Annotated in this window: 25 protein-coding genes and 1 pseudogene; 12 read left to right on the top strand and 14 right to left on the bottom strand. The window is 50.4% G+C overall.

Translation table 11 applies throughout. The annotated features are described in order from the left end of the window. The first annotated feature begins 116 nt into the window (after positions 1–116). Positions 117–1361, top strand: coding sequence for a Zn-dependent hydrolase (locus ACUVQO_RS05935; protein WP_445924970.1), 1245 nt, complete (start codon positions 117–119; stop codon positions 1359–1361). Between the two features lie 51 nt (positions 1362–1412). Here the strand turns inward: ACUVQO_RS05935 and ACUVQO_RS05940 are convergent, their stop codons facing one another. Both ACUVQO_RS05940 and ACUVQO_RS05945 read right to left on the bottom strand, forming a co-directional pair. Then, complete coding sequence (locus tag ACUVQO_RS05940; RefSeq protein ID WP_445924971.1) at positions 1413–1865, bottom strand: PPC domain-containing protein; 453 nt, start codon at positions 1863–1865, stop codon at positions 1413–1415. Positions 1866–1991: 126 nt separating this feature from the next. Next, positions 1992–2801, bottom strand: coding sequence for a DsbA family protein (locus tag ACUVQO_RS05945; protein WP_445924972.1), 810 nt, complete (start codon positions 2799–2801; stop codon positions 1992–1994). 207 nt (positions 2802–3008) lie between these two features. Between ACUVQO_RS05945 and ACUVQO_RS05950 the strand changes: the two are divergent. After that, positions 3009–3551 (top strand): annotated as a pseudogene (locus tag ACUVQO_RS05950) (TMEM175 family protein). Between the two features lie 57 nt (positions 3552–3608). Here ACUVQO_RS05950 and ACUVQO_RS05955 read toward each other — a convergent pair. Continuing rightward, complete coding sequence (locus ACUVQO_RS05955; RefSeq protein ID WP_445924973.1) at positions 3609–4523, bottom strand: methylenetetrahydrofolate reductase; 915 nt, start codon at positions 4521–4523, stop codon at positions 3609–3611. Positions 4524–4799: 276 nt separating this feature from the next. Between ACUVQO_RS05955 and ACUVQO_RS05960 the strand changes: the two genes are divergently transcribed. Next, positions 4800–5201 (top strand): SH3 domain-containing protein, encoded by a 402-nt coding sequence (locus tag ACUVQO_RS05960; protein WP_445924974.1) that lies wholly within the window; start codon positions 4800–4802, stop codon positions 5199–5201. 257 nt (positions 5202–5458) lie between these two features. Here ACUVQO_RS05960 and trxA read toward each other — a convergent pair whose 3' ends face one another. After that, positions 5459–5782: a thioredoxin gene (gene trxA, locus ACUVQO_RS05965; RefSeq protein WP_233743901.1), complete on the bottom strand. Its 324-nt coding sequence runs from the start codon at positions 5780–5782 to the stop codon at positions 5459–5461. A gap of 390 nt (positions 5783–6172) precedes the next feature. On the opposite strand from trxA, the gene ACUVQO_RS05970 reads away from it, so the two are divergent. Then, positions 6173–7381, top strand: coding sequence for a hybrid sensor histidine kinase/response regulator (locus ACUVQO_RS05970; RefSeq protein ID WP_445924975.1), 1209 nt, complete (start codon positions 6173–6175; stop codon positions 7379–7381). Positions 7382–7441: 60 nt separating this feature from the next. After that, on the top strand, positions 7442–8104 hold the full coding sequence (locus tag ACUVQO_RS05975) for a response regulator (protein WP_445924976.1): 663 nt from the start codon (positions 7442–7444) through the stop codon (positions 8102–8104). Between the two features lie 14 nt (positions 8105–8118). Here ACUVQO_RS05975 and pgr5 read toward each other — a convergent pair whose 3' ends face one another. From pgr5 to minC, 6 genes are all read right to left on the bottom strand, one after another. Then, on the bottom strand, positions 8119–8304 hold the full coding sequence (gene pgr5 / locus ACUVQO_RS05980) for a cyclic electron transport protein PGR5 (RefSeq protein ID WP_445925006.1): 186 nt from the start codon (positions 8302–8304) through the stop codon (positions 8119–8121). A 174-nt stretch (positions 8305–8478) separates the two neighbouring features. Then, complete coding sequence (gene psb34 / locus ACUVQO_RS05985) at positions 8479–8565, bottom strand: photosystem II assembly protein Psb34 (protein WP_445925007.1); 87 nt, start codon at positions 8563–8565, stop codon at positions 8479–8481. Between the two features lie 182 nt (positions 8566–8747). Further along, the gene (locus ACUVQO_RS05990; RefSeq protein ID WP_445924977.1) at positions 8748–9617 is read right to left on the bottom strand and encodes a shikimate dehydrogenase; all 870 of its coding nucleotides are present in this window, start codon (positions 9615–9617) and stop codon (positions 8748–8750) included. Continuing rightward, positions 9614–10156, bottom strand: coding sequence for a cell division topological specificity factor MinE (gene minE, locus ACUVQO_RS05995; RefSeq protein ID WP_445924978.1), 543 nt, complete (start codon positions 10154–10156; stop codon positions 9614–9616). The genes ACUVQO_RS05990 and minE overlap by 4 nt, the downstream gene beginning before the upstream one ends. 185 nt (positions 10157–10341) lie before the next feature. Further along, on the bottom strand, positions 10342–11145 hold the full coding sequence (minD, locus tag ACUVQO_RS06000) for a septum site-determining protein MinD (protein ID WP_445924979.1): 804 nt from the start codon (positions 11143–11145) through the stop codon (positions 10342–10344). Positions 11146–11366: 221 nt separating this feature from the next. Beyond that, entirely contained in the window at positions 11367–12245 is an 879-nt protein-coding gene (minC, locus tag ACUVQO_RS06005; protein WP_445924980.1) for a septum site-determining protein MinC, read from the bottom strand. A gap of 506 nt (positions 12246–12751) precedes the next feature. Between minC and ACUVQO_RS06010 the strand changes: the two genes are divergently transcribed. The 4 genes from ACUVQO_RS06010 to ACUVQO_RS06025 all read left to right on the top strand — a co-directional run bounded on the left by ACUVQO_RS06010 (position 12752) and on the right by ACUVQO_RS06025 (position 17273). Next, on the top strand, positions 12752–13819 hold the full coding sequence (locus ACUVQO_RS06010; RefSeq protein ID WP_445924981.1) for a glycerate kinase: 1068 nt from the start codon (positions 12752–12754) through the stop codon (positions 13817–13819). A 170-nt stretch (positions 13820–13989) separates the two neighbouring features. After that, positions 13990–14706, top strand: coding sequence for a MotA/TolQ/ExbB proton channel family protein (locus ACUVQO_RS06015; RefSeq protein ID WP_445924982.1), 717 nt, complete (start codon positions 13990–13992; stop codon positions 14704–14706). Positions 14707–14737: 31 nt separating this feature from the next. Next, positions 14738–15370: a biopolymer transporter ExbD gene (locus ACUVQO_RS06020; RefSeq protein WP_445924983.1), complete on the top strand. Its 633-nt coding sequence runs from the start codon at positions 14738–14740 to the stop codon at positions 15368–15370. Between the two features lie 94 nt (positions 15371–15464). Further along, positions 15465–17273 (top strand): ABC transporter substrate-binding protein, encoded by a 1809-nt coding sequence (locus ACUVQO_RS06025; RefSeq protein ID WP_445924984.1) that lies wholly within the window; start codon positions 15465–15467, stop codon positions 17271–17273. Here ACUVQO_RS06025 and ftsY read toward each other — a convergent pair. The 4 genes from ftsY to ACUVQO_RS06045 form a co-directional block, all read right to left on the bottom strand. Continuing rightward, complete coding sequence (gene ftsY, locus ACUVQO_RS06030) at positions 17270–18967, bottom strand: signal recognition particle-docking protein FtsY (protein WP_445924985.1); 1698 nt, start codon at positions 18965–18967, stop codon at positions 17270–17272. The two genes, ACUVQO_RS06025 and ftsY, sit on opposite strands and share 4 nt — an antisense overlap. Before the next feature lie 194 nt (positions 18968–19161). Then, positions 19162–19839 carry a transcription antitermination factor NusB gene (gene nusB, locus ACUVQO_RS06035; protein WP_445924986.1) on the bottom strand — a complete coding sequence of 226 codons (678 nt, stop codon included), beginning with the start codon at positions 19837–19839 and terminating at the stop codon, positions 19162–19164. 30 nt (positions 19840–19869) lie between these two features. After that, entirely contained in the window at positions 19870–20634 is a 765-nt protein-coding gene (locus ACUVQO_RS06040; RefSeq protein ID WP_445924987.1) for a DUF502 domain-containing protein, read from the bottom strand. Between the two features lie 242 nt (positions 20635–20876). Further along, on the bottom strand, positions 20877–21650 hold the full coding sequence (locus ACUVQO_RS06045) for an HpsJ family protein (RefSeq protein WP_445924988.1): 774 nt from the start codon (positions 21648–21650) through the stop codon (positions 20877–20879). Positions 21651–22253: 603 nt separating this feature from the next. Between ACUVQO_RS06045 and ACUVQO_RS06050 the strand changes: the two genes are divergently transcribed. The 3 genes from ACUVQO_RS06050 to argH all read left to right on the top strand — a co-directional run bounded on the left by ACUVQO_RS06050 (position 22254) and on the right by argH (position 25578). After that, complete coding sequence (locus ACUVQO_RS06050; protein ID WP_445924989.1) at positions 22254–23699, top strand: PP2C family protein-serine/threonine phosphatase; 1446 nt, start codon at positions 22254–22256, stop codon at positions 23697–23699. A 141-nt stretch (positions 23700–23840) separates the two neighbouring features. Further along, positions 23841–24089 carry a hypothetical protein gene (locus ACUVQO_RS06055; RefSeq protein WP_445924990.1) on the top strand — a complete coding sequence of 83 codons (249 nt, stop codon included), beginning with the start codon at positions 23841–23843 and terminating at the stop codon, positions 24087–24089. A 76-nt stretch (positions 24090–24165) separates the two neighbouring features. Next, positions 24166–25578 (top strand): argininosuccinate lyase, encoded by a 1413-nt coding sequence (gene argH, locus ACUVQO_RS06060; protein ID WP_445924991.1) that lies wholly within the window; start codon positions 24166–24168, stop codon positions 25576–25578. The last annotated feature ends 6 nt before the right edge of the window (positions 25579–25584 follow it).

Raw genomic sequence — 25584 nt, forward strand, 5'->3', positions numbered from 1 at the left:
TTATAGTCAAAAGAGTGATAGTGAAAAGAGTGAGAGAACATAACGCCCCATTTTGGGTGGACACAACCATTTTGGGTGGACACAATTAGTTTCTGGACGACTATCAGGAGGCTTTCATGACCGTTGCAACCAGGCCGTTAATCGTGAATAGCGATCGCCTGAATCGAAGCATTATGGAACTGGCTGAAGTAGGTCAGTTGCTCAATGGCGGAATTTGCCGGATCGCTTTTTCCGACGAAGATAGATTGGCTCGGCAGCGGGTGCAACACTGGATGAGAGAAGCCGGAATGTCCGTTCGGATTGATGCGGCGGGCAACATCATTGGGCACTATGCCGGAAAACGAGACGGAGCCGCCGCCCTGGCAACGGGATCCCACATTGATACCGTTCCTGTAGGCGGCCGTTATGATGGCTGTTTGGGTGTACTGGCGGGGTTAGAAGTCGTGCGGGTGCTGCATGAGAATAACCTGCGGTTGAATCATCCAATTGAAGTGATTGTGTTTACGGATGAGGAGCGATCGGTGATCGGCAGTAAGGCCATGGCAGGTGAGATCAAAGAAGGGCCGGAGTATTACTGTCGATTAAATGGTCAGCCAATTCAACCGTGTTTAGAGAAAATCGGAGGGAATTGGTCACAGATCCACACAGCGAGGCGCGATCGCTCTCAAATTGCCGCCTTTGTGGAATTGCACGTAGAGCAGGGTGGCGTACTGGAGCATCTCAAGCTGCCTGTGGGAGTGGTGACGGGTGTGGTGGGACAGTATCGCTTTGCAGTGGATGTGATTGGTCGTCCCAACCATGCCGGAACAACACCGATGGATATGCGGCAAGATGCTCTAGTTGCTGCTGCTCATGTGGTGCTGGCCGTAAACAAGATTGCGGTGGAAACGCCCGGTAATCAGGTAGCAACTGTGGGATATCTGAACGTTTCACCCAATTCCACCAATACGGTTCCCGGTCGGGTTGATTTGCGGATTGACCTACGCGATCTGTCTCAGGAGCATCTGGAATATCTGGTGGAACGGATTCAGCAGGAACTAGCAACGATCGCGGCTCATACAGGCACCGAAATTACCATGCGTCAGACTCTACACATTCTGCCCACACTTTCCGCCTCCCACATTATGGGGGCGATCGAGCAGGTGTGTGAAGAGATGGGTCTGAAATACATTCACATTCCCAGCCGAGCCGGGCACGATGCCCAGGAGATTGGTCGCATTACGGATATGGGGATGATCTTTGTCCCCAGTCGGGGAGGAATCAGCCATTCGGAACTGGAATATACCTCACCAGAAGAATGTACTCAGGGTGCCAATGTCTTACTGAAAACCTTCCTCAAACTGGATCAAACTTATGCTTGAGGTTTAGGCCGCTGGATGAGCCGCTGAAACACGACCCTGCAGCTACTCATCCTATTGTGGTTTCAGCAACGTCACCTTCAGGTTGTATCGTCCGGCTCCTACCTCGCCAAACGATCGCACCCGGATGTAATAAGTACCCGCACGAACAATGCGCGTAAATAGTAAAGAATTGGTGGTACCGTCTGGGCCATCGTCATTCTCGCCAACAGTCGTACCGTTGCTGGCAATCAAATACACCATCGTATCGAAGTCTTCAGAAGTAAGATCAATAGTAATTTGATCGCCAGCCTGTAATTTCACCACGTAATCCCGTGCAAAGCCACCCTGCCCGGTAGGAATGTCTTTATTGGAAAGCTTGTCTGCAGTGACTTTGCCAAACGTCAGGGAAAGTGGGCTGTAAATCCGGCTCTGAGCATCGGTAGTCAGTGGATGAGATCCCAGCAGAGCGATCGCGAAAGACAATGACAGTAAAACAGAGAACTGGGAAAGGGCAAACTGGGACATGAATAGCTCGTAGCAATAGCTAAACCAAGCCCAGCGAGAGAACGGTCGTTTTCCGATCAGAGAAACTACAGTTCTGGACTTGGACACAGTTTAAATCATTATGGATCAGAGCCAGTCAGTTTTGCCCTAACTAGATTTTTTCACTCGTGCGACAGCCTCTTCTAAATCAGCAAGTTCTACGGCTCCGGCAAAAGCTTCCCCATTCATGACAAAGAAGGGCGTACCATCAATTCCCAGTTTCTCGGCCAGTTCCAGATCCTGATTGATAGCAGTTGCTGCGGCTTTGCTGGCTCGATCTCGATCGAACTTTGCCATATCCAGTCCCAGAGATTTAGCTGTAGCCCGGTAAAAGTCCTCCCCTAACTGGGACTGATTCTCAAACAAAGCGTTGTGAAACTCCCAAAACTTACCCTGCTGCCCAGCGGCCCAGGCGGCTTTAGCGGCTAGCAGAGCCTGGGGATGAATCGAAGTTAGCGGTAGATGTTTGTAAACCAGCGTTACGCTATCTCCATGCTTTGCCATGAATTCCTTCAGCATTGCATGGGCTTTGGTACAGTAGGGGCATTGAAAGTCTGAGAATTCCACCAGCAGGATCTTGCCATTTTTAGCCCCCTGGATGGGAGATTGCCCAATCGTGGCCTTAGGATTGGCTTGCATTTGTTGCAACATAGATTGCCGAGATTTCTTCTGCTGGTCTTGCTGCTTTTGCTGATAAGTCCGCACAGAATCCAGAATCACTTCTGGATTCTCGCGAATAATCTGCAGTACCTGCTGCCGCAGTTGGGGAGTAATTTCACTGGCCCCCACCTGCTCAGGCAACCAGCGGCTAATCAGAATGATGCACAGAACGATCGCTAGCAAGCCAGGTAAGCGTCTGAAATGGTTAAATTTTTTGGCTCGAATTAGGGCTTGATGCCAAAATTTGGGGTCACTCATCCGTTTTTCACTCCTCAACTTGCTAATGTCCTGTTGCCTGCCACACCCTGAATTCCTCCAGGAATGTTCTTCATTCTGTCATAGGAACCGAACGAGGGGACAACAGTTGATGGTGACGATAGCATTCACTATTTAGGTTCCAGTTAACAACTTTTTTAAATTTCTAATAGGCTTACCTTGGAAACAAACAAAGGAGTAGCAGCACTCATGAAAAAGGGCAGATTAGAAGCATTTAGCGACGGTGTAGTAGCGATTATTATCACGATCATGGTGCTGGAACTGAAGGTGCCCCATGAAGCAACTTAGGTAGCGCTGCGTCCCCTCATTCCAGTTTTTCTAAGTTATGTGCTGAATTTTATCTACGTTGGCACTTACTGGAATAATCACCATCACCTGTTACAGGCGGTTAGTCAGGTCAATGGGCCAACTCTTTGGGCAAATTTACATCTAGTGTTCTGGTTGTCTCTGTTTCCCTTTGCGACGGCCTGGACGGGAGAAAATAACTTTGCGGTAGTGCCCGTTGCCCTGTATGGACTGGTGGTTCTCTTAGCTGCGATCGCCTACTTCATCCTAACCCGCGTCTTAATTGCCCACCACGGCAAGGACTCTACATTAGCCGCAGCAATTGGCCGAGATACAAAAGGAAAAATCTCTGTGGGAATTTATGTGATTGCAGTGGTATCGGCCCTGATAGTCCCGTGGTTTGCCTGTCTACTGTATGCTGGTGGCAATTCTCTGGCTTATTCTTGATCGGCGAATCGAAAGAAGCCTGATGACATGAAGTAGAGAGGTTCCGGCGGCACATTCCTACGGGATCTGCCGCAGCGGGGGGATACCTGCTAGATCCAGAATTTGAGGAATCAAATCTTCCCGCTTCACGGCCATCATGTGTACCCCCTGGCAAATCTGACGGGCTAATTGCACCTGTTCCGCAGCAATTTTCACCCCTTCCTGAAGAGGATCAGCGGCCCGATCTAACCGCTCAATCAGATGATCGGGAATATGCACCCCCGGAACACAGCGATTAATAAACTGAGCATTTTTGGCAGATTTCAATAAGAAAATGCCAGCTAACACGGGTTTATTACACTCTGCTGCCACATGAGACATGAATTTTTCGAGCTGATCGAAATCTGAAATCAGCTGACTCTGGAAAAATTGAGCGCCTGCCGCCAGTTTACGTTCAAAGCGACGCTGTAATCCGGATAGGCTACCAGATTGAGGATCGACTGCGGCTCCTACAAACAAATCCGTAGCTCCATCGGGCAGCGGTTTTTCATTGGCATCAAAGCCTGCATTCAATTTTTGGATCAGTTGCAACAATCGCACTGACTCCAGTTCAAACACAGGTCTAGCGGTAGGATGATCTCCAGCTTTCACGGGATCACCAGTCAGGGCCAGTATATTGTGAATACCCAGAGCCTGTGCTCCCATCAAATCCGCTTGCAGGCCAATCACATTGCGATCGCGACAGGCCATCTGACAGATTGGCTCAATGCCGCTCTGCCGTAAAATCGCAGAAGCCACCAGAGATGACATCCGCACCACGGCCCGACTGCCATCGGTAATATTGATGGCATGAACCCGCCCCTTCAACAGGTGAGCCATTGCCAACATGTGCGTTGGGTCAGCACCTTTCGGGGGAGCGACTTCAGCTGTAATCAAAAACTCGCCTGCTTGGGCTGCTCTCCGGAAAGTAGTCAAGGGGGGGTAAGAAGTCATTGGAAAAAAGATTAAAGAATTTCTACAGGATCCGATCCCTAGGCTATAGGATACCTAACCCTGAGAACCCTTTGTTTTTTAGGTTCACCCATTTCACTAGAAATTTAATCTCCAATAAGCCATTGGCTAAATGTCCGAATAGAAAGACTGTAAATTGAATGGGATAAACAGACACGATCGCTATAGAATTGCCAACATCCTTTTTTGGAACGTGGTGCTATGAGAGGGTCAGGTTTTCTCAAGGTTTTTAGCGGTTTTCTCATCGCCTTTGCACTGGTGACGGGTCTTGGGTTCTTCGCCAGTCAGGTTTTGATTGCTCAATTCACCACCCCACCACCAAAACCTATCTTCCCAAATGACAATCCTAAGCCACAACCGTCTCCTAAGACCGCAGCCAGTCCGCCAGCGACCCAACCTGCCTCGCCTGCTCCCAGCCCCAGTCCTTCTATTTCTCCATCCCCCCAGGCCAGCGGCTATAAAGCGCGAATTGTTTTGGATAATGGCTTAAACGTTCGGGAGCAGCCCAATGCAGAATCCAGCCGAATTGCTGGAGTGGACTACGATCAGCAAGTGACGGTACTGGAAGAAAGCCCTGACAAGGAGTGGCAGAAGATTCGGACTGAGCCGGATGGAGTCGTGGGTTGGATTAAGTCGGGCTATACAGAACGGCTGAATTAGTTCAGGGTTCAGAGCTGGTGATTTTTTTAGATAAAAGAAAATAGAGGATAGGCCCAAGGCTTCGCCTCTATTAATTAACCTCTATTAATTAAATATTAAAGGGTTATTTCGAGATCACCCCCTGACAATCCCGGCCAGGGAAGGCAGGGGTCATGATCAGATGAAAGCAAGGTCAATCGCGATCGCACAGGGGCTTTGCTGATGTTCCAATGTTTCTTACAAAGGTCAACCATCAGCGCAACTTAACCAGAGATCCCTTACAGATACTTTTCGAGAGTGCTGGACAGGGTTGTTTTGGGAACAGCACCAACTACCATATCAACCCGCTGCCCGCCTTTGAAAATCATCAGTGTAGGGATACTGCGAATACCATACTGGCTGGCAACAGATGGATTTTCATCCGTGTTGACCTTGACCACTTTGACCTGACCTTCATATTGGGTAGCAATTTCATCCACAATAGGAGCTACCATTCGGCAAGGACCGCACCAGGGAGCCCAAAAGTCCACTAAAACAGGAACTTCACTATCAAGGACTTCTTGCTTAAACGTAGAGTCAGTAACTTGCGCAGCTGCAGACATGCTAAAAACCTTGTCTATACTTATGTCACAAGATTCTACCATAGCGAAAAGAGTGGCTCTCTTCTACAAATCCTACACATATAGTCATAATTTACTGGGAATCGGTGCTCAGTCTGGAACGGATACCTTTTAAAAAGGAACCGCCCGAACAAAGTTCAGGCGGAGTGTGGTGTGAGGAGTGAACGGAAACATGCGTCTCCGCTCTCTTCATTGTAGACGACTGAAAAAAGTTTTCCAGGCGTTGTTAAAAAGTTGGAATAAAGTCTTAAGAATTTGACCCAAAAGCCATTCTAAACTTTGTCCAAATCCCAAACAGGAGTTTTTCAAGAAAACCATACGTTTTCTCGCTTTACAGTCTCAAATTGTGGTCACAGATGGCAGTGGTAAAAGATGGCAGACGAACGACAAAATTTAGAGACAAACGATGGCAGTGTCATTTTGTTGGTGGATGATAATCCCACTAATTTGGGAATTTTGGTCACTTCCCTCAGCGAGTCGGGGTATAAGGTGCGGGTCGCCCAGGATGGCGAAAGCGCGATCGCCCAAATTCCCTATGCCAAGCCTGACCTGATTTTACTGGATGTGATGATGCCAGAAATTGATGGGTTTGAAACCTGCCGCCGACTGAAGCTGGATCCGGCTACCAAAGACATTCCGGTGATTTTTATGACTGCTCTCACTGACGTTTTTGATAAAGTGCAAGCCTTTGAAGTGGGAGCGGTTGACTATATCAGTAAGCCCTTTCGCGTAGAGGAAGTGTTAGTCCGGGCACGTACCCACCTGGACATTCAAAAACTACAGAACCAGTTAAAAGCCCAGAATCTCCATTTGCAAGAAGAGATCCGCGAGCGACAAAAAGCTCAAGAAGCAGTGCAGGTATTCCTGCATGCCGTCTCCCATGACCTGCGAAATCCCGTCACTGGAGGGTTAATGGTGCTGAAAAGTTTACTGGCAGAAGCCGAAGCCAATCAGGGAAAGGCGATCGTTCCCCAGGCGGTCTTACAACGGATGATTCACAGCCACGAGCGCCAGCTTGCCCTGATTAATTCCTTGCTGGAAACCCAGGCAAATGCAATGGAAGGGCTATCCCTGCAAGTCCAACCTGTTAACCTGCATCTGTTCGTGAAGCAACTGGCTGCAGATTGGGAGCCAGTGCTGCAATGGGAGGAAGCCAGACTCAACCTTCTCCTTCCCGACGACCTGCCCCCTGTCCAAGCGGCTCCGAATCAGTTATGCCGGGTCTATGAGAATTTGATCGCTAACGCTTTGAAACACAATCCCCCCGGCCTGACGCTGACCTTAAGGGCAGAACTCATCCAGGATGCCCAGCCACCCAAAGTTCGTTGCCTGGTTCAGGACAACGGTATCGGCATTCAGCCAGAACATAGCAATACGATATTTGAACTGTATAAGCGCGGAAACCAGACTCGTCGCACCGTTGGTCTGGGGCTTGGTCTGTATCTCTGCCGTCAAATTATCACTGCTCATGGAGGAGAGATTGGGGTTGAAAGCCAACCGCAGGAGGGAGCAATCTTCTGGTTTACCTTGCCGATCGCCTCCGAACCCAAAAATTTTTCTAAAGAGAGTTGCTGTACTTAGCAACCACAGGCTTACTGACAATAAAATGTGAACTATCTCAGTTGCTTGGAGATTCTCACTGTGTTGTCCGCCTCTCGCCCCTCAAGTGGTCACCCGTTGCGAATTCTGATTGTTGAAGATGATCCCATGATCCAGTTAGGTCTGGAGCGAATCTTGCCCTCTCAACCACAATTTCAAGTCGTAGAAGTCGCTGAGGATGGTTTTCGGGGTGTCGAAGCCGCACTAGAACACAAACCCGACCTGATCATCATGGATATCGGTTTGCCGAAAAAGGATGGTATTGCCGCAACGGATGAGATTAAGCAGCAACTGCCTCATGTACGGGTGGTGATGCTCACATCCCATACCAATGAAACCGAAGTATTAGCGGCTCTTAGCAGTGGGGCAGATGCTTACTGTGTTAAAGGTGCCAGCATTGAGCAAATGTTAGCCGCGATCGCTGCTGCTGCAACGGGAGCCTTGTACCTAGATCCGCAAGTGACACGATGCGTGATGGATAACTTGAGACCAGCCACTCCTGACCCCAGCATTGGTCATCTGACAGAGCGAGAAATGGACGTTTTAAGACTGCTGGTGGAAGGCAATAACAATACGGAAATTGGAGAAGCACTGCACCTCAGTCCCAATACGGTCAAAACCCATGTTCGGGGAATTATGAACAAACTGGCGGTGGATGATCGAGTACAGGCGGCAGTGGTAGCACTCAGGGCAGGATTGGTATAGAGGTGGAAGATCCCCTACGCCAGCAAGCCCAGCTTTTTACCATTGTCCCGCGCCATACGAATCATATTTTGCCGTTGGCTACGATCAATGCCAAACCGGTTGCAGAAGTTGGTGATTACCTGGGAATGGAGGGCGATCGCTTCTCCCCGGAGCTTGATGAAGCGCTTATCTCCCATAAAACGGCGAACAACCACAACAATCGGCGCAAACGTTGTCTTTCTCCTACCATCGTAAACTTTTCACTGTTTTTTATTCGTAGAGACGTTCTGGCGGAACGCCCCACCAGAAATTGACTAACCAACTGAAATACCAATCAGAACCAGGCTGGTAACAAGCAGGGTTGCGATTGCGCCTTGCAGAGCATACCAACGTTGCTACCACTCGGAGGGATATTCGGCGTAGTACATCTTAGGCTCAGCCGCGTAGTTGTTCAACAAACCTTCGTTATTCGTCGTATACATCGGGAAACCTCACTGCATCTCTTGATGTAAATAAATGTAAACCAAATTGTTACAAAATGTCAAGAAATATTGCACAAAATAATTCTTGATGCTAAAGAAAAGCATCGCTAATAGAGATGGGGAAGGTGGAGGGGTGATGGGGCGATGGGATGGTGGTAACGGAAGATGGCTGCGTCACGCAGTCATTCGTGCTGCTGCATCAAATAGTTCTGTAATGATCGTCGCATCACCTCCACAGGCACCGATCGCCCTAACCACAATTCCAGGGCGGCGGCTCCTTGTTGGATTAACATTTCCAGGCCATCCAGGGGAATGGCTCCGTGGTGGGCAGCCTGTTGCAGAAATAGAGTCGGTCGGGGATTGTAAATCAGGTCGTAGGCGATCGTCTCCGGTTGCAAACCAGGAAACATCTCCAGGGGAATGGGGGATTGGCAGTCGTGGGGATGCATCCCGATCGGAGTGGTATTCACAATCAATCCGGCAGTAGGCAGTAGCTGAGGTAAGTCTTGCCATAAGACCGTTTGTAAATGAACAACCAGAGGCGAATCTTGCCAGCTTTGCTGAAATTCCTGGAGCTTCTGGCGATCGCGGCCTACGACTTGCAGGGCGGCACAGCCTAATTGAGAACAAGCGGCCACAACTGCACGAGCCGCTCCCCCATTGCCCAAAATGACAGCGATCGTTTGTTGCCAGTCTCGTTGCAAGGCTTTTAAGGGAGCCAAAAATCCGGTAACATCGGTATTCGTACCCTGCCAGCCGTGTTCAGTGCGGCAGACAGTATTCACAGCACCAACGGCCTGAGCCAGGGGTGAAATCTCAGACAGTAAAGGCATGATCGCCTGTTTATGGGGAATCGTGACATTGAACCCCTGAATGCCAATAGCCTCGAACCCTGCGATCGCCCTGGATAAATCTTCTGGCTTGATGGCAAAGGGTAAGTAAGCATAATCAACACCCAACTCCGCGATCGCGGCATTGTGCATCACAGGCGAGAGGGAATGCTCGATCGGGTAGCCGATCACACCCAGGAGTTTGGTTTTTCCAGTAATCACGGTTTGGCAGATTCAGTAGGAGTTGGATCGGATGGAGCCGTTTCAGAGACAGGCGATCCAGTATTGGAACTCGTTTCAGCAGGTGTACCTGCAGCAGAGACAACTTCAGAGAGCGAGGCATCGGATGGAGGGGATGCGGCAGTCGAGGAAGAAGCCACGTCATTGGTGACGGAAGGTGCCGTTTCTGCTGTCCCTGGCTCTGAAGATAACTCACCGGCCTCTGTCAGAGTTAACTCTGGAATGGTAATCTCCTTAAGCTCCTCTTGCTCCGGTTCCGGACGCGGATAAATTCTGCGGATCGGCAGGTTGGCAATCAGAACGGTGCTGCGCTGGTTGCTTTCCAGGGAAAATTCCATCGCTTCTGTATCCAGTTCCACGTAGCGAGAGACCACTTCTAGAATTTCCATACGCATCGCCTCCACCATCTGAGGCGGGAGATCAGTGCGATCGTGGGCCAGCACCAGCTTCAAACGGTTTTTCACCTGTTGGCGGCTGTTATCCGGGCGGGAAAATAATCGTTCTAGAAGTTCAAGCAGCATGGGGCAATATGGAGTTAAGAGTTGAGAGTTCAGAGTTTTGAATATTAAGTTGCAGGAATATTAAGTTGCAGGCTCAACAGTGCAGGTTCCCAACTCAAAACTCAAAACTGAGAACTAAACCTTGTCTAAGTCCAGAACCGGAGTTTCTCTGATCGGAAAACAACCGTTCTCTCACTGGACTTGGTTTAGAAAAGCTTGGTCGAAAGAGCTTTTCGTATACGGGTAAAAAAGCCATCCGGAGGAGCATTTAAGTCCAGAAATTCAACCGTTTCGCCTTCCAGACGACGGGCAATGTGATCAAAAGCTGTTCCGGCCAGGGACGGAGTTTCGGCCAGGACAAGGGGTTCGCCCTTATTGGTAGAAACAATCACCCGCTCATCATCGGGAACAATTCCAATCAGAGGAACAGCCAGAATTTCCTGCACATCTTCGACCGACATCATATCGTTGGCCTGCACCATCGTTGGCCGTAAGCGGTTGACAATCAGCCGAATTTGCTTGATGTTATTCGCTTCCAGCAGCCCAATTACTCGATCGGCATCTCGCACTGCCGCAATTTCAGGCGTGGTGACAATCAGGGCTTCTCTGGCCGCGGCGATCGCATTCTGGAATCCCATTTCAATGCCAGCGGGACAATCCACTAGTATGTAATGAAATGTGGTCAAAGCATTCACCAATTGCTTCATCTGGTCAGGCTTTACGGCATCTTTGGTGCGATTTTGCGCCGCCGGCAGCAGCATCAAGTTAGGGAAGCGCTTATCTTTAACCAGAGCTTGTTCCAAGCGACATTGCCCTGCCAAAACTTCCACTGCAGTATAAACAACCCGGTTTTCCAATCCCAGCAACAAATCCAGGTTTCGCAGACCGAAGTCAGCATCGATCGCAATCACCTTGCGACCTCGCTTGGCCAATGCAATACCCAGATTCGCCGTAGTGGTGGTCTTACCCACCCCGCCTTTTCCAGACGTAACAACAATAACGCGGCTCATGTAAGGAGGAAATCAATCACTAAACGACTAATCAGACGTAAACCAGCAATTCAGAGTTCTCTAACAATATCAAAACTGCCTTTCTTATAGCTCAAAAGTGGGAAAGTGAAAGGCCCTCAACTCCTCACTTAAAACTTAAAACTCAACACTTAAACCAAGTCCAGCAAGAGGACGGTCGTTTTCCGATTCAGAGAACTTACGGCTCTGGACTGGGACAAGGTTTATTGATTCTCCCTGCCACTGGTTTGCGATCGGTAAAAATCCAGCGCTTTGGCAATGCGAATGGCACCCTGAGGCGTAACGTAGGCCACCTCTGGATAGTACTGGTAGTCAGGCGGAGTTTCGGGTGCTCTGGCTACAAAGTCGGCAATCCGCAATTGGGTTGGCTCCATCTGTAAGGCCATGATTAAGCACCGGGCATTGCCTTTTGCGCCTGCATGGGCAATCCCGCGCAACCTTCCCCACACTAAAATATCGCCATTGGCAACCACCGAACTGCCTGGATTTAAGTCACCCAAAATAATCACTGTGCCGTTGTGTTGAATGTCGGCCCCTGATCGTAGGGTCGTTTGCAGATACAGCGGTTCTGCCAGAGCTGAAGCTGATCCAGTATTGGATGGATTGAGTTGGGCAATGGCAGATTGCTGTTCGACTGAGTATCCAGCCGTTGCAGCTGCTACCGCTGTTTGACGACGACTGGTAAAAACTCGCTCCAACCGCAGTTGCACCTTCGCCAGACTATCATCAATTTCCTGCAACTGTCGTCCATCCAGCAGGCGACCGCGAGTCATCAGATGGACAGTGGTATCCGCCTGCCACAACCGTTCTCCCGCATGGAGCCGTTGTTTGATTTGTTGGGAAATTTCGGCCCAGGTCAGCGCACAGGCCGGATTATCCGCCTCAGCATCAATCTCTGGAGGCAGAGTCAGCAGAATTTTGCCATCCTCACTGTGCAGGCGAATTTGCTGTTCTCGTAGAGTATTTATAGCATCATCGACAGGAGCTGCCGTTGGCGGATTGCCCTCTGAGGAGCCATTAGAGTCGGATGGAGAAAAGCCAGGAACTGAGACAGATGTGGAACCGGACAGATCGGAAGCCATAGGGAATTTAGTTGCAGACAGCCGTTGTTTGGTGATCTTACGTCACTTTTTGCCAATTAGGGTGTGATTGGGCGACAGGGAGTGGAGGGGGAAGAGATGAAGGGGTGGAGGGGTTTACCTAAAACTCGGAATTTTAAATTGTAGCAGTTGAGATTACTGATTCTGAGAAAAAACTCCCAGTTTTGGCTGCTTTCACGCAATCTAAACCAAGTCCAGCTAGAAAGCTCGAGGTTTTCCCTAGAAGAAACTACGGTTCTGGATCTGGTTGGCTGACAAAACTCTCTCGCCCTCACTCCCAATCCCTCTCCCAGAGGGGGAGAAGGAGAGCTCCGATTCCAGTGCCCTCTCCCAACTTGGGAGAGGGCTAGGGTGAGGGTGGTTCGGGCGACAACGCAAAAGATTTGTCAGTCGATCAGGTTCTGGACTTGGACGAGGTTTAAAGTCGCCAATCCAAAATCCAAAATTGACCTGAGAATGGAAGCTCTCGGTCTGAAAGGGCAGCGGGTATGGCTGGGTGGATTTTGGAACGGCTAGTGGCGGGAGAGGAGTTGCGGCCTGAGCAGGAGCAGGCTCTGGTGCAATGGGAGTTGATGGATAGGGAACGGGCAGCAGCACTGGGAATTACGCCTGAGACGGTACAGAGTGCGATCGCCCAACGCATTGAGTGGTTACAGAGGATTTACCCCCTGTTCTGTTCCCTGTGCGATCGCCTACTAGGTCATCCAGCCAACTATTTAGTTACCCTCTGGAACCTCTGGTTGCCACTGGCTCAACAATTGGCCGCACAACGGCAACCCCTGAACCGTCCCTGGATTCAGGGCATCTTAGGCGGACAGGGAACCGGGAAAACCACATTGGGAAAAATTCTGACGCTGATTTTAGAGGAGCAGGGCTACCAGACCTTAAGCTGGTCGCTGGATGATTTGTATAAGACCTACGCCGATCGCCTGCTGCTACAACAGCAAGACCCCCGCCTCATCTGGAGAGGCCCACCCGGAACCCATGATGTTGATCTGGGAATTCAGGTTCTGGATCAGTTGCGTTACCTTAATCCTCACTCCCCCCTCCCTACCCCCCACCCCCTAATCCCCATCCCCCGCTTCGACAAGTCGCTTCACAATGGCATGGGCGATCGCACCACTCCCGACATCGTAGAAACCGTTGACATCGTGCTGTTTGAAGGCTGGTTTGTCGGCTGCCGACCTGTCGATCTGGCTGTATTTGATCAGGCTCCTGAGCCGATTAGGACAGCAGTCGATCGAGCCTTTGCCCTTGATATGAATGCAAATTTACGAGACTACTTGCCCCTCTGGGAACGGCTGGACAGTCTCTGGATTTTGCATTTAACCGATTACCGCTTGAGCAAACAGTGGCGATTGCAGGCGGAACATCAGATGCAGGCCAGCGGCAAACCGGGGATGTCCGATGAGGAAGTGGAGGCATTTGTCGAGTATTTCTGGAAAGCGCTGCATCCTGATTTGTTCATTCACCCCCTTTTGGAGAAAGCAGATTTGGTGATTGAGATTAATGCCGATCGAAGTTCTATAGTACGGCGTGGCCATAGTCCTTCTTAGGGGGAAAATCTCGCCAAATTTTCTGGTTTCGCAAGAAACCGTCACGAAGTCTTTACAATTAAAAGCTGTAGAGAGGAAGCATGAGGTCACTAGGCGATCGTCCATTGCCTATCCTCACCGCTTTACCCTTACGCTCCTAATGCAGACATATTGATGGAGGCTAAAACCCAGTGAACGTTGGAGACCTATTACAAAAAGGCGGGCCTACGATGGTTCCCTTGCTACTGCTCTCCATCCTGTCTCTCACCGTGATTTTTGAGCGGGCATGGTTTTGGTTTGGTGTCCTCACTAAAGAGCGAGAAACAGTCAACCGGGTACTGGATCCGGCTCGACAAAATGATTGGATAACCGCTACGGAAGTTGCCCGACAAGCCTATGACCAACCGATTGGTCGATTTCTCTACAGTCCCCTCCAGTTGAAAGATGCCGATCCAGAGCTATTCAAACTGGCTTTAGAATCTGCCGCTGACGAGGAACTGGCTGGAATGCGACGGGGAGATAAGATTTTGGAAGCTGTGATCGCCCTGGCACCCCTATTAGGGCTACTGGGTACGGTCATTGGATTAATTATTTCTCTCAGAAATATCCGCATTGGCGATATTGGCGGGGCTTCTACAGCAGGAGTCACTACCGGAATCGGAGAAGCGCTGATCAGTACAGCCAGTGGCCTTGTTGTGGCAATTTTTACCCTGGTCTTCTACCGTCTATTCCAAACTTTTTTGTTCAATCAGATCAAAATCTTCCGGAAGGCTGGAAATGACCTAGAGCTACTCTATCGGCAACGGTGGGCGCGGTACGGCAATGGCACGGAGCCAAATCCTGAGTCAACCGGAGATCATCGATTGGCTGGAGAATTGCTGCCAGGAACGTCATCAATGTTGGAATAGTAGGGAATTGGGAGTAGGAAAGCGGGAAACTATGAAACTTAATGTAGACACTCCGACGGATGATGCTCAGATCCAGATCATTCCGTTGATTGATGTGATTTTTTGTATTCTGACGTTCTTCATTCTGGCCGCACTGCAATTAACCCGCCAGCAGGCGATTAATATCGATTTACCGCAAGCCAGCACGGGAACACCTCTACCCGGAGCCAATCTGGGAAACACCCAATTTCGGGAAATGCTGGTGGTGACGATCGCCCCCAATGGGCAAACCTATCTGGATAAAACGCCCGTTGATCGCAGTCAACTTTCCCAGGCATTAGCCCAGTATCTGCAGCAAAATTCCAAAGGCATAGTGGTGCTGAATGCCTCTCCCAATGCGTTCTATAACGAGGTGATTCAGGTGCTGGACATCATGCGAGCGGTTGGAGGTAACCGGGTTGCCTTAGCCACTATGCCCAGTTCTGCAGCCTCTCCCAATGCAGATCTCACCCAACCCAGTGCCAGTCCCTTTGCCACCCCCAGTCCAACGTTTAGCCCCTTTGATCCCTTCAATACACCCATTCCTGGTAACAGTCCCAGTTCGCCCACGACCGCTCCAAATGGCACAGGCAGTAGTGGATTTGATATCTTTGGGACTCCTTCGCCCAAAACGCCAGGTAGATAGGAAATAGGGAACAAGGAGGCAGGAAGAGGAAGTGGCGTTAAACCATCCATCAGCTTAAAACTTAGAACTCAAAACTTAAAGCTTAAAACTCCTCATGCTTTCTCTCCTGCGGCGATCGCTTATTTTCATTCTGGTTTTGCTGGGCTTGTTGCCCCTGACAGGTTGTCATGCAGCAGGTATGAGGACAAAGGCGACCCAGGGATCGCAGTTGATTATCAGTACTCTGTCGGATCCAAAAACATTCAACTATGCGAATAATCAGTCATTTCCCAGCATTTTTCTGTTTGCTTATGAAGGGTTGACGCGAGAAAACGGCATCACTGGCAAGATTGAACCAGCGCTAGCGGAATCCTGGACGATTTCAGAAGACAAGCAGCATGTGGTATTTACATTGCGAGACGGGCTGAAGTGGTCAGATGGTCAGCCACTGACGGCCGATGATGTGGTGTTTACCTATCGGGATATTGTGTTTAACCCAGATATTCCCACGGATGCTAAGGACTCACTTCGAATTGGCCCCAATGAGCGGTTTCCCAAGGGCGCTTATCCCACGGTTGAGAAACTGGACGATCGCCGGGTAGAGTTTTTCCTCCCGGAACCCTTTGCTCCGTTTCTGCGGGCCACTGCTGGCCCAGATGGGGTGATGATTATGCCTAAACACGCCCTGGAAGAGTCCCTCCGAACCAAAGGATTGGATGGTAATCTCAAGTTCATTTCTACCTGGAATACAGATACCGACCCAGCAGAGATTATTGTCAATGGGCCGTATAAGTTGGAGAGCTACAAGGCTGGGCAACGCCTGGTGCTCCAGCGCAATCCCTATTACTGGCAGAAAGATGCTCAAGGCCACCCTTTGCCGTATGTTGATCGGATCATTTGGCAATTCATCGAAAACACAGACACTCAATTAATCCGCTTTCGATCGGGAGAACTGGATATGATGGGAGATGCTCGTCCCTTGCGCCCAGAATATTATTCCTTGCTGAAGCGAGAGGAGCGGCGAGGCAAATTTCAGATTTACAATGGCGGCCCCTGGTCGGGGGTATTGTATCTAACGTTTAACCTGAATCAAGCCAGAAATAAAGACGGTCAGCCGATCGTCAATCCAGTCAAACTCCGGTGGTTCAGCAATCTGGCCTTTCGACAGGCGATCGCTCATGCGATCAATAGACCCAAAATTAACACAAATATTTTCCGGGGACTGGGAATTATCCAGAATTCGCCCGTTTCAGTGCAAAGTCCCTATTTTTTGAAACCAGAGCAGGGGCTGAAAGTGTATGATTATGACCCAGCGAAAGCCAAAGAACTATTGCTGGGAGCAGGCTTTCAATATAATGCACAGCAACAACTGGTGGATGCAGACGGCAATCGGGTACGCTTTACGCTGGTGACCAACTCCGGCAACAAAGTGCGGGAGGCGATCGGTGCGCAGATTAAAGAAGACTTGAGCAAAATTGGGATTCTGGTCGATTTCACGCCCCTGAATTTCAATGTCCTGATTGAAAAAACTTCTAACTCACGGGATTGGGATGCCCACATAATTGGGTTCACAGGCGGCATTGATCCCCACGGAGCAGCCAACCTCTGGCTCAGTACGGGAGCCTCCCACTCCTTCAACCTGAGCCAGCAACCCGGACAGCCGCCAATTCAGGGCTGGCAGCCCTACGGGTTTGAGCAAGAAATCGATCGCCTGATGATTGCCGGAGCACGCGAACTCGACGAAACCAAGCGCCAACAAATTTACGCCGACTATCAACGGGTCGTGCAGGAAAACTTGCCTGTGATTTTTCTGGTCAACGATCGCGCTCTGATGGCTGCCCGCAATACCGTTCAGGGGATCCAATATTCCGGCTTACCCAGTTGGGGGTTGTGGAATATCCCAGAGATTCGGGTAGAGAATTAGCCATTCAGCAACGCTTCCACAAACTCATAACTGGAAAATGGTCGCAGGTCTTCAATGCCTTCTCCGGCTCCGATAAAGCGAATCGGGAGGCCGAGTTGCTGGACGATCGCCAGGGCAATCCCTCCCTTGGCAGTACCATCCAACTTGGTGAGTACTACACCACTTAGTTTCGCCACTTCAGAAAACACTTCTGCCTGTCGGAGGCCGTTTTGTCCCAGGGTAGAATCCAGCACCAGTAGGGATTCCACCACGGCATCAGGAGCTTTTTTGTCGATAATGCGACGAACTTTGCTCAGTTCATCCATCAAGTTCTTTTTGTTTTGCAAGCGACCTGCCGTATCCACCAGCAGCAGATCTACGTCCCTGGACTGAGCCGCGGTAATAGCATCAAACACCACAGCCGCCGGATCGGTATTCTTGCCAGGATTAGCAATCACCTCAACGCCACTGCGGGCACCCCACACCTTTACCTGCTCCACAGCAGCGGCTCTAAAGGTATCAGCCGCCGCGATTAAACACTTGTAGCCGGATTTTTCCGCAATGTGAGCCAATTTGCCGATTGTCGTCGTTTTCCCAGCTCCATTCACTCCGGTCATCAACCAGATATTGAGTTTGTCCTTCTCCGGAGCAAAGGCATAACTGGCGGTGTCTCCCAGAGGAGCATCCAGCATCTCGCGCAGGATTTGCTTCAGGTAGGTAATGGCTGCATCCGGAGGGAGGGTTTCACTGCGCAGTTTCTTTTGCAAGGCGTCAATAATCGCGTCTGTGGCTTGGACACCAACATCCGCCTGCAACAATGCGGCTTCGATTTCCATCACCGCATCCTGATTCAGTGGCCCCTGACCGACGATCGCCTTTAGCTGATTGACTAATCCACGGCGCGTTTTTCCCAATCCTTGCCGTAGTCGCTTCAGCCAGGTAATTTCTTCGATCGAAATTTGATCCGCCCGTCGCCCCTGAGCTGCCAGAATCTCTGTAGACCAGAGAAAGCCCTCATCCAGGGTAAAGTCTGGCAGTTCTGGAGCCATCTCCTCCGCCACGGGTACAGGTTCCTGGGAACGAGGGGCAGGTTCTGGCTCTGGTTCCACGATCGCGGTTTCCCGCAATTGCTCTAACCGGGCCTGCCGTTCTGCCTCTGCGGCTGCCCAGAACGGTAAGGGAGTGGCAGATTCGGGTTCGGCAACCTCTGCGACAGGTTCCGTCACAGTCTCAGCCGCTGGCTCCTCTGCAACTGGAGCGATTGTCTCTGGAGTTACTGTCTTGGCAGCTACGGTTTCTGGAACGGTTGACTCTGGAGCTACCGTCTCTGGAGTTACTGTCTCGGTAGCTACGGTTTCTGGAACAGCCGTCTCTGGAGTTGGGGTTTCTGGAGCGGCCACCTCCGGGGTTGATTCGGTAGCAGGAGCAGGGGAAGGGCTAGCGATCGTAGTTTCCTCTACAAGAGGACTGACCGCTTGGGCTTCGCTTGCTGGAGTCTGCTCTGCCGCCGCTTGCTGAGCCGCTAACTGCCGCTTGCGAATGTTTTCATAGGCGAGTTTGGCGTAGTTCAAATAATCCTGTACCTGTTCTGCCGCCTTCGCTTCTGAAGATTCAGTTTCAGCCTGCTGCGGCTCAGTTTGAGTCTTGTCAGCTGCTGCCGATTGAGTCTCTTCCTGCTCATTGTCAAAGCGACGGCGAAACCAATCAAATGTCATGAGTTTGCTCTCCCCAGGGCCGTAGAAAGTAGTTAAGAGTTAAAAGTTTTGAGTTAAGAGTTGAGAGATGAAAAATTTTGGATTTTAGATTTTGGATTTTAGATTGGGCGAGCGTCGATAGTGGATGGTGGACAGTAAACAGACAGTAACATTCTCATTACTCTCATTCACCCACCCGTCCACCTCTCCACTCCTCACTTCGTTTCTACCTTCACCCGATCGGTCACTCGCCGCAGTACCCCATTAATAAAGCGATGGCCTTCGTCTCCACTGTACCGTTTTGCCAGTTCTACAGCTTCGTTCACGGCAATGCGGTCTGGAATTCCCAGGTACACCATTTCAGTAACGGCGATACGGAGAATATCGCGATCGACGGCAGCGAGACGATTGAGTTGCCAATCGACCAGCACCTCGGTTAATAGAGCATCAATCCCATCCTGGTTAGCTTTCAAGGTTCGGACAATTTCCAGGGTATAAGACCGGACATCATTCTGGTTCGCTAACTGAATGGTTTCGGGGATTTCGATCGCCACCCCCAGTCGGTTAATTGCTGTTTGTGCCAGTTCGATCGCTTCAGTCACCATTGTGCGGGCGCTTTGCACGTCTGCGGCTCTGGTCTGGCTCTTCAGCAGGCGATCATTGCTTTGCTTCAATTCTGCTGCTGCGGCTTCCAACGCGTCCTCAGCCTCGCTAGTCAACGTGCGCACAGCCGCTACAACCACATTTTGCAACGACTGAGCATCTAAATTTCCTTGAGTGGCAGGGAGCTGGCTAATACTGAGTAAGGCCAGTTCACGGGCAATACGACGAGCTTGCATGATAGAAACCAGAAAGAGGCAAATGCCATAGCCAAAAGGCGATAGCCCAGCCATCTTAACAACATTTTGCAGGGGTTTGAAGGCTTAGTCTTCTTCCAATGCAATCCGGATTGCCTCTGCTTCAGGACGAACGGCCCTCGGTGCTTCCACCAGAGGTTCCAGGGGAAGACGGCTGACGGGCGGAAGAGAGGTCGGCTTCCCTAAGTCGGGGCTGACAATGCCACCGGAGATGATGACCTTGAAGGCATCTTCAATCGGCATAGAGAGCGTAATCACTTCCTCTTCGCTGACGACGGCATACCAGCCCGTGGTGGGGTTGGGCGTGGTAGGAATGAAGACGCTCAGCATCGGAGTGGAGAAATGGGATTGAAATTCGCCGCTGAGTACGCCTGTCACAAACCCTAGCGACCAGACTCCTTTACGGGGATATTCCACCAGCACCACTCGCCGGAATTTGGAGCCGGAATCCTTTAATAAGGTTTCCAGTAACTGCTTCAGGGTTTTGTAAACAGAGCCAGCCAGCGGGATAGCTTGCAGGGTACGTTCCCCCACATCTAGCAGCCAGCGGCCTGCAATATTCCGGGCCATAAGGCCGATCGCCAAAATGCAGATTAAGGGAACCGCCAAGCCGACCAATAGATTGAGACTACTGACCAGATATGGATTTAGCCCATCAAAGGGATTGAGCTTGCTAGGAATATGCGTCAGAAACCCAATCACCCAGGTCGCCACGGTAATGGTTAACCAGATGGTCGTTGCCAGGGGAATAACCACCAGCAATCCGGCAATCAGATCATTCTTTAGGTCTTGCTTAAGGCGTTGAAGGACAGGTGGCCGACTCTCTTGCATAGGCTACAACCGGGTTAGAACACCGTTGATTCAGACGATCGCTGCCCTCGTCCACTTCAGGTGATTAGCAGGGTTTTACGTTTTTATTTTAAGCGTTGTAAACAGACGTGTGTAGTTTTGTTTCTAAATCACACCGATTCCTGAGAACGCCTGGATCAGTATTCCCCCTATCCTACGGTAATCGGTAACCTAATTTGACATTCGTAAAGGTGCTCCACCGGAACGTCTCTACAAGCCCATGTTTAACGCAAAGATAACAGTTGGCGAAGACCAGTCCAACCAATGATGGAATAGGCGATCGTCAGCAGTAAGCTATTTAACCCAGTTCTGAGGGCGGCTCGCATGGCTGTTCCTTGGGTTTGATCTTTCAACTCTTTTTCGCGGCTATCGATTTTACTCTTCTCCTCAGCAAGCTTGGGCGCAATTTGGGCATCCACTTCAGCCTGCAGGGCTTTGGGATCGGCTTTGAGTCTTTTGAGTTTTTCCCGCTGTTGCTGCGCCTGAGCCAGTTGATCGGGAGGTAATTTCCCTTCCCGAATGGCCTGATCTAATGCCGCCAGCTGGGCTTCTAATTGTTGTGACCCCTGCCCTTTCAACTGCTCTACCTGACTCGATAACTGAGTTCTTGCCTTAGAGGCTTCGTCGGTCACCTGTTTCAACTGCGTATCCCTGGCATCCAACGTGGTTAAAACATGCCAGAAAATGATCAAGAAAAAACACAGCCCCAAAATGCTGGCAATTACAAGCGCAAACAATTTCAATGCCGAACTGTTGCGCGCCCCGGCATCGGAGGAACCGGACTCAGACCATAACCCCAAGAAAATTAACATCATTCCTATTAACGGAATGAAGCCGCGATCGACCATTCCAGTTGTAAACGTGATTACCGATTGACTGTTTTGAAAGTTGACTGTTGTCAGCAAGACAAAGTAGTCAATCAGACTTGTGAGAATCAAAATCACTCCAGCCAGTTTCAACATTAACGAGAGCCAGGGGGAAGAGTTCAGGGCTTTCATGGGCAGTTTCCATTGAAGGACGCTAGGATGGACTGCTCTAGAAACAGTCAACGAGACATTGTATCAGGGTGTGGTCTTTAGCCTGCTTATACCAATCCACTCGTGCCCCTGATTTTTCTTAGAGAAGAGCTAAATCAAGTCCAGATAGAGAATGGTCGTTTTCCGATAAGAGGAACTACGGTTCTAGACTTGGACAAGGTTTAAAGCGTAAAGTTGCTCAGCCCAGACGTTCAATCTAAACTCTCAATCCAGGCTCATGGAACAGAATCATGCTGCCCCAAGAACCTTTATCTTTTACTTAGAATTTAGAGACATAAAGTTGCATTGGATTCACTTCACCCCGCAGCATACATCTTGTAAAGTTGGTAGAACTTAATACTATTGTTCGTATCGTATTCGCTAAGATCTGTTGCAAAATTTCTGTTAGTTTTCCGCAAAAGGAGTTATCTTTACCTGGCTTTGATGCATCTGGTATGCAGTCACTTGAGTGACTTAAAGGGCTTGAGTGCTGTCTGTATCCAGATCGTTCCTTGAGGAGAGCCTTAGGGTTTGCATCGGCCTATCTATATTGCTGGTTATACTAGTTTGCCAAACTTTGACTCAATGACTGCTGTGCCCCTTCCCCGACAGCCATCGCAACCACCGGAACGCTCTGGAAGCAGCAATATGCCTCCAGAGGTGACACCGGTATTTGCCTTAAAAGAGTTGGTGGCACGGCTAAATCGGGAACAACATAAGATTCAGGATTTGCTCAGTTCTCTGGGGTTCGCGCTCCGGAGTTTCAATAATCTGAATCAATTTCTAGAACTGATCCCATTGATGGCCAGTCGGGTAACAGATAGTGACGGGGGAGCCTTGCTGCTGTTTAAGCCAAGTGGCCAGGTGCGGTTGGAGCGGTTGCACTGTCAGGATAGCCGCCTGGGTCAGGATATTCGTAAGGCGTTGGAGTCGGCGGCGCGTCAGATTGCCCCTTCCTTTGTGCGGAGTTCTTCTAATGGGTCGATGACTCCGACGGCTCAGGCGATCGCAGATTTAGACCATCAGGTGAGTTATTACCTGGGAGCTAATGTCCAGTTATTCGGTACTGCCATTCTGGTCAAAAATGTGGAGCGGGGACGACTGTATGTTTTCAGCCGGGATCCGCAATACACCTGGACAGAAACTCGCCAGAAGTTAGTGCGCTTGGTGGCCGATCAAACGGCGGTGGCGATCGAAAATGATGAGTTGTCGGTGGAGCTACGCAAGAAAGAGCGGCTCGATCGAGAACTGGAAATTGGGGCGGAAATTCAACTCCGGCTGCTACCACGTCAGTGTCCCAAAATTCAGGGTGTGGAACTGGCGGCCCGTTGCCAAACGGCCAGTCGAGTAGGAGGCGATTACTATGACTTCATTCCAGCCAGCTATGACCAGCTTCGATCCAAGCGGGATGGCGGTAGTGAAGCAGGCAAATGGACGCTGGCGATCGGCGATGTGATGGGAAAAGGAGTTCCTGCCGGACTGATTATGACCATGACTCGCGGGATGCTGCGGGCAGAAGTTCTCAACGGTCACAGTCCCGCCCGGATTCTGCAGCATTTGAACCGGGTTATGTATGCCGACCTGGAAAATTCCAATCGGTTTGTCACCCTGTTCTACTCGGAATATGACCCACAAACCCGATTGTTGTCCTACAGCAACGCAGCCCATAATCCACCCTTGCTCTGGCAGGCCGCAACCAAGACCATTAAACGGCTCGATACACTGGGCATGTTGATCGGTCTGGATGCCGACACTCACTATCAGGATGCTCAGGTACAGCTGCAGCCAGGAGATGTGCTGATTTACTACACAGACGGCTTCACGGATGCAGCCAGTCAGAGCGGCGAACGGTTTGATGAGGAAAACCTGACCAGTGCCTTTAAGTGGGCTTGCCAGCACTTCGATCACCCGCAAGATATTCTGGAGTATCTATTTGAACGGGTACAGCAGTTTATCGGGCCAGAAAACCGCAATTCTGATGACATGACCCTGATTGTGATGCGAGTGGAGCCACTTGCATCAGAAGGATAATCTTCTGGTATGGTGTTGGTCGAGTAGCGGAAGGCTCTGCGAAGATCTCAATAAAGTCGAGATCCTCCTTCCAATGGCCGCTTCTTAGGGTAGGCTCTTAACAAAAGGCAAGCATTTATTCATTCATGGGAGTATGCGGTGATGGATATCCATGCAGTTCACGATGTAGCGATCGGGTTAATACAAACCCATCATTGGCTCGATAGCCTGCAACAACTACACTGGCACCTCCCCGCCGATTTGCTGGTGCTGGAGAAGCAAATTGAGTCTGACCTGTTTGGTGATGTCCAGCGGGCAGTCGATCATTTCATCAAAAGTGGGCAAGCCTGGGCATTTCTAATTGGTCTGTTTTTCGGCTATTTCATTAAAACTTTTACCAGTTTTGGTTAATCTGCCCACTGCACACTTTGCTCTGAACCGTTTCAATACGGGAACGTACATCTGAGTTCTCTAGGTAATCTTTGCTTTGAATACTAATCTCCCATCCACGGCTGTAGCCAATCCTGCCACCTGGAGCCAGCGCTTTGAGTCGGCTCTCCATCCCGCGATCGCCCGCTTTAATGCCAGCATTGGTTTTGATATCCAATTGATTGAGTATGACCTGACCGGATCCCAAGCCCATGCTCGAATGCTGGCTCACACGGGCATTATTTCGGCAGAGGAAGGAGCACAACTGGTCAATGGATTAGAACAGATCCGGCAGGAATACCGCGAGGGCAAATTCACTCCTGGTGTTGATGCAGAAGATGTTCATTTTGCCGTAGAACGTCGGTTGACGGAATTAGTGGGAGATGTGGGCAAAAAGCTGCACACCGCTCGATCTCGCAACGATCAAGTCGGCACGGATACCAGGCTTTATCTGCGCGATCAAATTCAGACCATTCGCACGCAACTGCGGCAGTTTCAATCCGTATTGCTAAATCTGGCTACCCAGCATGTGGAAACCCTGATTCCTGGCTACACTCACCTGCAGCGGGCACAGCCTCTCAGTCTGGCTCATCATCTGCTGGCCTACTTTGAAATGAGTCAGCGGGATTGGGAACGGTTAGGAGAAATTTACAACCGGGTCAACATCTCTCCCCTGGGATCCGGTGCCCTGGCCGGAACCACGTTTCCCATCGATCGCCATTACACCGCAGAGTTACTGAATTTCAATGGAGTGTATGCCAACAGCCTGGACGGAGTCAGCGATCGCGACTTTGCGATCGAATTTCTCTGTGCCGCCAGCCTGATCATGGTTCACCTCAGCCGTCTGTCTGAAGAAGTGATCCTCTGGGCCTCTGAAGAATTTGCTTTTGTCAGCTTAAAAGATAGCTGCTCCACCGGATCTAGCATCATGCCACAAAAGAAAAACCCTGATGTACCAGAACTGGTACGGGGCAAAACTGGCCGGGTCTTTGGTCATCTCCAGGCATTATTGGTACTGATGAAAGGGCTACCCCTCGCTTACAACAAAGATTTACAGGAGGACAAGGAAGCCCTGTTTGATGCGGTGATCACCGTCCAATCCTGCCTGGAAGCGATGACGATCCTGCTGCAGGAAGGCATGGAATTTCGCACCCAGCGCTTGCAGGCCGCCGTTAGCGAAGACTTCTCTAACGCCACGGATGTCGCAGATTACTTAGCCGCCAAGGGAGTGCCCTTCCGGGAAGCCTACAATCTGGTTGGCAAAGTGGTAAAAACCTCCCTCGCTCAGGGCAAGTTGCTGAAAGACTTAACGCTAGAGGAATGGAAAAGCTTGCATCCCGCCTTTGAAGCGGATATTTACGAGGCGATCGCTCCGGCCAAAGTGGTATCCGCCCGCAACAGCTACGGTGGCACCGGATTCGCTCAGGTACGTCAGGCGCTCCAGGTGGCCCAAGCTAAGCTAGCAGGGTAATCCACT

The sequence above is a fragment of the Leptodesmis sp. genome (genome assembly GCF_052746595.1).